Raw genomic sequence first — 10,052 nt, forward strand, 5'->3', positions numbered from 1 at the left:
TTCAGGGTCTCCCTTAGCCGTAATCAACCGCATTAAGTCAGGAATAGCGAAGTGAATATAACAGCATTAGTCGATCAGCTCATCGCAGCTGGCGTTAAACTCAAAATCAAAGACAATAACCTTGTCGTGAAGTTACCTAAAGTCATCTCGGCCGACCTGCGTGAGCAGATCATTGCGAATAAAACGCAATTGAAGGAGTACTATCTGGCAATGGCCAGCAGCGAAAGCCCGGCTGATCAGATTACTGTGCAACCACATAGCGAAGCCATGCCTTTGTCATTCTCTCAACAGGCGTTGTGGTTTTCAGAGCAAAGTGATAGTCAGGCCAATTACAATGTGCCTGTTAACTTAAAAATCACCGGTAAGTTTGATGTCGAGCTGGCACAACAAGCACTGAATGGCATTATGGATCGCCACCTGATCCTCAAAACGACGTATTCAACGGATGCGCAGGAGACACTCCGTCAGGTGATCCATCACGATGCTCAGCTGAGCATTCATCGTGAGACGTTGCCAGCAGCCCAGCTGGATGATGCAAAAATACAGTGTATCGTCAATGAAGAAGCACAACGCGGTTTTGATCTGCAGAATGAATTGCCGATCCGGTGTCGCGCGATAGCGCTGACGGGGGGGTCAGAGCCGGTGACTTTATTGCTGTTAACCCTCCACCATATCGCGACGGATGGCTGGTCGATGGCCTTGCTGGTCAAAGAATTCACAACCCTGTATGAGAGCCTGATTAAAGGGGAAGCTGCGCAGCTGACTGCGCTGGACATCCAATATGCCGACTTTGCCCAGTGGCAGCATCAATATAACTCAGATAAATCAGCTAAGCAGTTAGACTACTGGCGCGCGCAGCTGGATGGCCTGCCGCATACCCATAGTTTGCCTCTGGATGGTCCGCGTGATAGCCAGGCCAGGGGGCAGGGGGGGATACTGAACAGAGTCCTGCCTGAAACAGTCAAACAAGGTTTGCAGACGCTGGCAAGCCGCTTTGATATGACCACCTTTATGCTATTGCATGCTGCACTGGCACTGGTGTTTTCCCGTCACAGTCGAAGCCATGATATTGTTATTGGCAGTCCGCAGGCGAATCGTCAGAACCCACAGTTACATAACCTGATTGGTTTCTTCGTCAATACGCTGGTCTATCGGGTCAATACGGATCAGGCGTCTCTGGCGGATTATTTACACCATGTCAGACAGGTGCACATCGACGCACAATTGAATCAGGAAGTGCCGTTTGAAGCCCTTGTCCAGGCACTGACACCCACCCGAACACCAGGCCAGACACCCTTATTTCAAATCATAGTCGACACCGACAATGATTATCAGCAGTCCGACGTACCAGGCCTGCCGGGTATTAAACTTGAGCCACTGACTCACAGTGCGGTCACAGTTAAATATGACTTAGACTTAGCGCTGAAAATGACCGAGACCGGTGTCAGTTGTTACTGGGCTTATGATCGGGGGCTGTTCACTGAGCACCATGTCGGTCAGCTGGCGGACGATCTGTGCAACGTCCTGACTCATCTGAGTCAGCCATTAACGGCTTCTGACACGACACTGCAAGCACTCTACGCCAGTATGGCCGGGAACACACTGACACCGGACGTACATACCTCGTCATCAGCAACACATTCAATCCTGGAGCAGGTTTCACAGTTTGCGCAGTTCGCACCTGAGCGTGTGGCCGTACAGCACCAACAACACAGCCTGAGCTATGCGGCTTTGGAGGCGCGGGCGAACAAGCTGGCTGACTGGCTGATAACACAGAACTACAGCGGTCGTGACAAGATCATTGCCATTGAAGCCAGCCGCACACTCGATACTCTGGTTGCCATTTTGGCTATCTGGAAAGCAGGGGGGGCCTACCTGCCAATTGATCCGGCACATCCACAACAGCGGATCCAGTATATGCTTGAAGACAGCTGTGCAATTGCGGCATTAGGTCGTGCAGGTACAAGCACTCTGCAAACTGCTGCCGGGCAAAGTGCAGTCCCGTATCTTGATATGACGCAGTGCGATGAAGCAGACCCTGTTGCGGGCAGCGTCAGACAAACGTCACCGCAAGCAGACAGCCTGGCTTATGTGATTTATACCTCAGGCACCACCGGGAAGCCGAAAGGGGTGATGATTGAACACGCCAACCTGCATCATTATCTGGCGCACCTGAACACTCAGTTAGCAGCACAAGTGGCCGATGGCGTAGTCAGTACGTCACTGAGCTTTGATGCTACCGTAACAAGCCTGTTTATGCCGTTACTCAGAGGTGGTGTGGTCAACCTGACCTGTGACGAAGATAAAGCATGTGAGCAGGTGATACAGGCGCTGGAGACGGCACAAGCCGCATTGCTATTCAAACTGACCCCCGCACATCTGCAACTGATAGCCGCTAAAATGACACAACAAAATTCCCATAAGCACGTCATTATTCTCGGTGGAGAGCAGCTCAATTTAGACACCATTGCGCAGTTACGCAGTTACCTGCCTGAGACGGTGTTTGTAAACGAATACGGGCCCACAGAAACGACGGTCGGCAGTCACTGGAAGTGCATCGAGGAAGGCCATCAGGCACCTATCTCTATGGGCGCACCGATAGCAAACATGCAAGGTATTATATTGGATGAACATGGTCAGCCGGTTCCCCCTTACGCCATCGGTGAGCTATACCTGACGGGGCCGGGAGTGGCCCGTGGTTATCTTAATCGACCTCAGCTAAGTGCCGAGCGGTTCATTGATAATCCGGCCTATCAGAGCGGCCAGCCAGCCTGTTACCGTAAGTTATATAAAACCGGCGATTTGGTCAGAACGCTGGGTAATTCAGAAATGACTTTTATCGGGCGTATCGATGAGCAGGTTAAGCTCAACGGATACCGAATTGAGCTCGAAGAAGTGAAGCGCCAGATAGCGGAGCAGGGGTTAGTCGAACAGGCAGAAGTCCTGTTGGTTGAACAACAAGCGCAGATGCGACTGGTGGCCTTTATTGAACTGACTTCTGAAGGGACACTGCTGGTAAATCAGCAGGGAGAGGCGGCTATGACCGAAGGTCTGATACAGGCGTTGGCCGAGCAGCTACCAGAATACATGATCCCGGCTGACTATCTGGTGATTGAGCAGTGGCCTCTGACGGTCAATGGCAAGCTAGACAGCAATCAGCTAGCGCAACTGGCAACAACTCAGCAAAGCGCGGTTTATGTAGCGCCAGAGACTGAAATGGAAACCCATATTAACCAACTCTGGGCCGATATTCTGTCGTTGCAGGAGCGCGAAATTGGTCGTGACGGGCATTTCTTCAAGCTCGGTGGTAACTCTATTTTACTGATAAAAATGCTCGGCAGTTTGAAAAAGCAATGGGGCATTTCACTTGCGTTTAATGAGGTCTTTAATCGCGTGGTGCTGCGAGATCTGGCCCAGTACGTCCAGCAGAAAGTGACTGAAAAGCAAGCCCAGGAGGCATTGGAAGAAAAAGCCACAGAGGCGGAGGGGTGGTTATGATAGCCAAGCAAATTATTGATGAAGCGATTGCCAGTGATATTTTACTGTTTACCGAAGCGGGTAAGCTGGGTTTTAAGCAAAAATCCGCAGCACCTTTTCCAGAGGCGCTGAAAAAGCAAATTCAGGCCCATAAAGCAGACATTATCGCGTTTCTGGCAAACCAGCACAATGACCTCGACATTCCACAGCGGCCTGCTGACAAGACGCGACTGCCCTTGTCGAACGCGCAGCAAAGACTGTGGTTTATCGATAGCCTGAAGCAGGGTTCGGCCGAGTATAACCAGCCATTGGCGTTTACGGTGAGCGGGCAACCTGATCTGACAAAGATTGAAGCTGTTCTGAGTGTCATTGTGGAAAGACATGAAATTTTACGAACGACTTACCATCAGGATGACACGGGGGCTTACCAGCAGGTGAACGCCAGTCAGCCATGCCGGGTAAAGGTTCATGACCTGTCACAGGTCGATAACTGGTCGTCACAGATAGCCGAGGTGATCGCCACTGAGTCGGCCAAGTGTTTTGACCTGAGCGCGGATCTGATGCTTCGGGTCGACTATTTTAAGGCACCTGCCACAGAAGAGACGAGCGGTGTGCTGTTGTTCAATACTCATCACATAGCCTCCGATGGCTGGTCACAGCAAATTTTGCTGCGTGAGTTTGTGACTGTGTATGAGCAGCTCAACGCCGGGCAAAGTGCTGAACTGGCCCCGCTGGAAATCCAGTATGGCGACTTTGCTCTGTGGCAGCAGCAACGCGCAAAGAATGGCGCGCTGGACGACGCTTTGTCATACTGGCAGCAGCAGCTGGACGATGCGCCACTGGTGCATGACCTGCCATTGTGTCAGACGCGTCCGGCGACCAAGCAACATGCCGGTGGCCATGTTCAGGGTCGGCTGGCAAGCAAGGTTGCGGAGCCTTTACTGGCCCTGGCACTGCGCCTTCAGGTCACGCCGTTTATGCTGATGCATGCCTTATTGTCGTTATTATTGAGTCGCTATAGTAACTGCACTGATATCGTGATTGGCACACCCGTGGCGAACCGCATTTCGCCGCAACTGGACAAGCTGATCGGCTTTTTTGTTAATACCCTGCCATTGCGTGTGGACACTGATCAGCAGAACTTGCATGAGCTGGTGGCGCACGTTAAAGAGGTCCACCTGGCAGCTCAGCAGCATCAACAGGTGCAATTTGATCAGCTGGTAGAGCACCTTAATATCCCGCGCAGCGCACAATATGCGCCTTTGTGTCAGATTATGCTCACTACAGCAAGCGAGTTTGGCATTAATCAGAACCGCGATATGTTGGCCTCTGCACTGGCCTCTGACGGACTGGCACTGGCGCCTTTTGGAGTAGAGCGGGTGGTTGCCAGGTTCGATATTGATATGCATATCAATATCAGCGATGGTGGCGTTGAGCTGGACTGGCTGTATGACAGCAGCATTTTTTCTCATGCTTTTATTACTCGGTTGAATCAGAACTTTGCAGCCTTGCTGTGTCAGGTGAGTGCACAAGGTGAAGCGGATCTGCCATTAGGCGACATTTCGGCCTTGTGTGAGTCTGAGCGTCAGCAATTGGTCAGTACAGGGGAGCAGCAGCGTCTTGAGTATGATACCAGCCGCTGCATTCACCATTTATTTGAACAACAGGTGGAGGCTGCACCCGAGGCAACGGCCCTGGTGTTCCAGAACCAATCCATCAGTTACGCTGAGCTAAATCAACGGGCCAATCAGCTGGCCCATTACCTGCTGAGTGAGCAACAGATCACACCTGAAGCCCTGATAGGGGTATGCAGCAGCCGTTCGGTGGAGATGATGGTGAGCATGCTGGCGATACTCAAAGCCGGTGGCGCGTATGTGCCACTGGATCCGGATTATCCGGCCAGCCGCCTGAGCTATATGGCAGCCGATGCAGGCCTGAAGCAAGTCATCGGATTTGGCAGTGGCCTGGCCGTGGCTCAGAGCCTGATGAGCGAACAAGCGGGCACCGCCATTGATATTGCAGCTCTGACGCTTGATGATTATCCAAAATACAATCCAGCCCTGGGCGAGATTTGTAACGATAGCCTGGCCTATGTGATCTATACCTCAGGTTCAACTGGCCAGCCCAAGGGCGTGCAGCTTATTCATCAGGGCGCAGTGAACCTGGCTCACAACCAGCAAGCCCGTTTTGCTACCTGTGCCGACAGTAAAGTGTTGCAATTTGCATCCATCAGTTTTGATGCGGCGACCTGGGAATGGCTGATGGCCTTGATCCCGGGGGGTACCCTGGTGATTGCCGACGAGTTACAACGTACGGATGTACAGCTGCTGTCTGAGCTGTTAAAAACGCAGCAGATCACCCATGCGACTTTGCCACCGGCGTTGTTATCGACCATGACGTTGCAGACAGATCTGGCGCTGCAATGTTTAATTGTGGCAGGGGAAGCCTGTGAAGAAAATGTGGTGGCTCGCTGGCGGGCACATTATCCTTTCTATAATGCTTATGGCCCGTCGGAGACCTCAGTCTGTGCGACTGTGGGTGAAATTCTTGATGACACCATACATATCGGCACACCTTTGTGTAATGTTCAGACCTATGTGCTGGATCAGCAACAAAACTTATTGCCTCACGGTAGCTTAGGTGAGCTGTATGTCGGTGGTGACGGTCTGGCGCGTGGCTATCTGGGGCAGCCCGAGCTGACGGCCGAGCGCTTTATTGACAATCCATTTTATGACCCTGAGGTGGCAGGCAGCTCGAAACGCTTGTATCGCACCGGCGATTTAGTGCGCTACCTGGCCGATGGCAACCTGGCCTTCGTGGGTCGTGCCGACGACCAAATTAAAATTCGCGGTTTCCGGGTTGAGCTGGGCGAGATAGCTCAGCAGCTGAGCCGCCAGGCACAAGTAGACAGTGCACTGGTGCTGGCCAAAAACGGTCCGGCAGGCACCTATTTGGTGGCGTACGTCCAGCCAGTTGAGGCCATCGCAGAGCAAGCACAGCCTGAGTTTATGACCCAGACGCTGGCCACGCTGGCACAAACCTTACCGGATTACATGGTGCCTAAGCTGGGTGTGGTGATTGACGACTGGCCACTGACGGCCAACGGTAAAGTGAACAAAAAAGCCCTGCCCGAAGCTGATAGCAGCGCGCTTCAGGATACCTATGTGGCACCTGAAAATGACATTGAGCAGACCTTGTGTGAGATCTGGTCTCAGCTGTTGGGCATAGCGCATCAGGACTGGTTTCCGGGTTGAGCTGGGTGAGATAGCTCAGCAGCTGAGCCGCCAGGCACAAGTAGACAGTGCACTGGTGCTGGCCAAAAACGGTCCGGCAGGCACCTATTTGGTGGCGTACGTCCAGCCAGTTGAGGCCATCGCAGAGCAAGCACAGCCTGAGTTTATGACCCAGACGCTGGCCACGCTGGCACAAACCTTACCGGATTACATGGTGCCTAAGCTGGGTGTGGTGATTGACGACTGGCCACTGACGGCCAACGGTAAAGTAAACAAAAAAGCCCTGCCTGAAGCAGACACGTCGGCGTTGCAGGGCACTTATGTGGCACCGCAGGGAGAGCGCGAGCAATTAATCGTTACGCTTTGCGGCGAATTGCTGGCACAGCCTGCTGAGCAGCTTAGCGTTACGGCAAACTTTTTCACTCTGGGTGGCCATTCCCTGTTGCTTATGCAGCTGGCCGGCCGACTCAGACAGCAAGGTTTTGAGGTGGATGCGCAGGCGTTGTTCGCTGCCCAGTCCTTACAGGAAATGGCACAGGGGCTGAGCCTTGCCACAACAAATGATGCAGATGAAAGCCGTAGCCTGATCCCGGCTGGTTGCACCGCCATTACGCCGGATATGGTGCCGCTGGCTGCACTGAGCCAGGCCGAGCTGAACGACATCGCCGCCGAGATCCCAGGAGGCATGGCCAACATTCAGGATATCTATCCGCTGGCGCCGTTACAGGAAGGGGTGTTGTTCGTACACAGCATGGATCCGGAGAACGACCCTTATGTCACCAACTATCTTTATGAATTAAAAAACGATGCGGCTCTGACTCAGTTTACTGACAGCCTGAATTTTTTGCTGGCCCGCCATGATGTGCTGCGTACTGCCATTCTCTGGCAGGGCAAGCGTCAGGCATTACAGGTGGTCCAGCGTGCAGTTACGCTGCCGGTGACACAGCTTGCCTGTGCCGAGGACATGAGTGCACAGCAGACCATCACCGCATTGGCCGATGGTCCACAGTGGCTGGATCTGGCTCAGGCACCATTGTTACGCCTGCAGGTGTGTCAGGACCCGGACACGGGTTACCACTATGCACTATTACAGGCACACCACCTGATCATTGACCATGTTGCCATGGCGGTGATCCAGGATGAATTACACAGTTACAGCGCGGGCAAGGCGCAGAGCTTACCTGCGCCGGCGTCTTACCGTCAGTTTATCAGCGACACCCTGACGCGCATGGAAACGCTCGATATAGAAGGGTTTTTCTCTGAGTCGCTGGGCCATATCAGCGAGCCGACACTGCCCTTTGGGTTGCAGGATACCCAGGGTAATGGCGACACGATCCGAGAGCATAAAGTGGCTCTGAGTGATGCGTTGAGCAAGGCCATCCGCGCTTATGCAAAACAGCATGAAGTCAGTCCGGCGGCGATTTTCCACGCCGCCTGGGCACTGGTGCTGGGGGCTTGCAGCAATCAGCAGGAAGTGGTGTTCGGCACCGTGATGAGCGGTCGGATGAATGGCGGCGCAGGTGTAGAGCGCCTGCTGGGCATGTTGATCAACACCTTACCCGTGGCGGTTGAGTTACAGGGATCTTCGGTCGCAGACTTGATTAAAGACGTGGACAAACGATTGAAAGCGTTGCTGTCTTATGAGCAGGTATCGCTGGCACAGGCGCAGAAACACAGCGCGGTGGGCTCAGATGGCCCATTATTCAGCGCGATGCTGAACTATCGTCACACCGAGCGGGATGAAGCCGATACGCCAGCACAAAGCAGCGATATTCAGGGTCTGAGTGCACAGGAGCGCACCAACTACCCGTTTAACTTATCGGTGAATGATTATGGCGCAGCCCATGTGTTCAGCCTGGACTTACAAATTGATGAGCAGGTCGAGGTCAGCCGCATCGCAGAGTATGTGATTACGGCGCTGAGTCAGCTAACAGACACAACCCAAACACAATCAGTGAGTGAACTGAGTGTACTGCCGACGGATGAAGTGGCGAGATTACTGACACAGGGTCAGCGCAGCTTAGGCTACGACGACACGGCCTGTATCCACCATTTATTCGAACAGCAAGCCGCGGCGGCGCCTGAGGCAATCGCCCTGGTGTTCCAGAACCAATCCATCAGTTACGCCGAGCTAAACCAGCGGGCCAATCAGCTGGCCCATTACCTGCTGAGTGAGCAACATATTACGCCAGGCACCCTGATTGGGGTGTGCAGCAGCCGCTCGATAGAGATGGTGGTGAGTATACTGGCGATACTCAAAGCCGGTGGCGCGTATGTGCCATTGGACCCGAATTACCCGGCCAGTCGCCTGAGTTATATGGCAGTCGATGCTGGCCTGAAGCAAGTGATTGGGTTTGGCAGTGGTCTGGCTGTGACTCAGAGCCTGATGAGCGAACAGGCAGGCACCGCCATAGATATTGCGGCCCTAAAATTGGATGACTACCCGCAGCACAATCCAGCTCTGGAAGCGCTTAGCGGTGATGCGCTGGCCTATGTGATTTACACCTCAGGCTCAACGGGTCAGCCCAAAGGCGTGCTGACCCCACATCGTGCGGTACAGCGTCTTATTAGCACGCCGCACTTTATGACCCTGGATAGCGACACGGTATTCCTGCATAGCGCCAACATTGCTTTTGATGCGGCAACCATAGAGCTGTGGGGACCTTTACTCAATGGCGGACGTTGTGTGCTGTATCCGCAGGACCAGCTGGACATTCATGCACTTAATACACTGATTGATAGTCAGGCCATTAACAGCATGTGGCTGACGGCCGGTCTGTTCAGTGAGTGGAGCCATCACTGTGACGGTCGTACTTCTCTGCGTTATGTACTGGCTGGCGGCGACATAGTCCACGGCGCTGATGTGATGCGGGTGCAGCAGGCATTACCGCAGGCACAAGTCATCAACGGCTATGGCCCGACGGAAAACACCACCTTCAGCTGTTGTTACGCGATACCGACATTACATGAAAGTCAGGATATTGCCATAGGTACGCCGCTGAATGGCGATCAGGCCCTGGTGCTGAGTGATGACCTGAGCCTGGTACCGTATGGCAGTGTGGGTGAATTGTGTGTAGGTGGCGACGGTCTTGCACTGGGTTATCTGAATCAACCTGAGCTGACGGCCGAGCGCTTTATTGACAATCCATTTTATGACTCTGAGGTGGCAGGCAGCTCGAAACGCTTGTATCGCACCGGCGATTTAGTGCGCTACCTGGCCGATGGCAACCTGGCCTTCGTGGGTCGTGCCGACGACCAAATTAAAATTCGCGGTTTCCGGGTTGAGCTGGGCGAGATAGCTCAGCAGTTAAGCCGCCAGACACAAGTAGACAGTGCACTGGT

General features: G+C 53.5%; 3 protein-coding genes. All 3 read left to right on the forward strand.

Translation table 11 applies throughout. The annotated features are described in order from the left end of the window. Positions 1-51 precede the first annotated feature (51 nt). Entirely contained in the window at positions 52-3,498 is a 3,447-nt protein-coding gene (locus PRUB_RS19605; protein WP_010387348.1) for a non-ribosomal peptide synthetase, read from the forward strand. After that, on the forward strand, positions 3,495-6,731 hold the full coding sequence (locus PRUB_RS19610; protein ID WP_198452388.1) for a non-ribosomal peptide synthetase: 3,237 nt from the start codon (positions 3,495-3,497) through the stop codon (positions 6,729-6,731). The genes PRUB_RS19605 and PRUB_RS19610 overlap by 4 nt, the downstream gene beginning before the upstream one ends. Before the next feature lie 55 nt (positions 6,732-6,786). Then, positions 6,787-10,052: non-ribosomal peptide synthetase (locus PRUB_RS19615; RefSeq protein ID WP_198452389.1), on the forward strand; the 3,266-nt coding region annotated here is incomplete at its 3' end.

The sequence above is a fragment of the Pseudoalteromonas rubra genome (assembly GCF_000238295.3).
In the GTDB taxonomy this organism is placed as follows: Bacteria; Pseudomonadota; Gammaproteobacteria; order Enterobacterales; family Alteromonadaceae; genus Pseudoalteromonas; species Pseudoalteromonas rubra.

Excerpts from the sequence above, each read along its gene's own strand:
- PRUB_RS19610 (WP_198452388.1), top strand. The coding sequence starts at position 3,495 with ATGATAGCCAAGCAAATTATTGATGAAGCGATTGCCAGTGATATTTTA.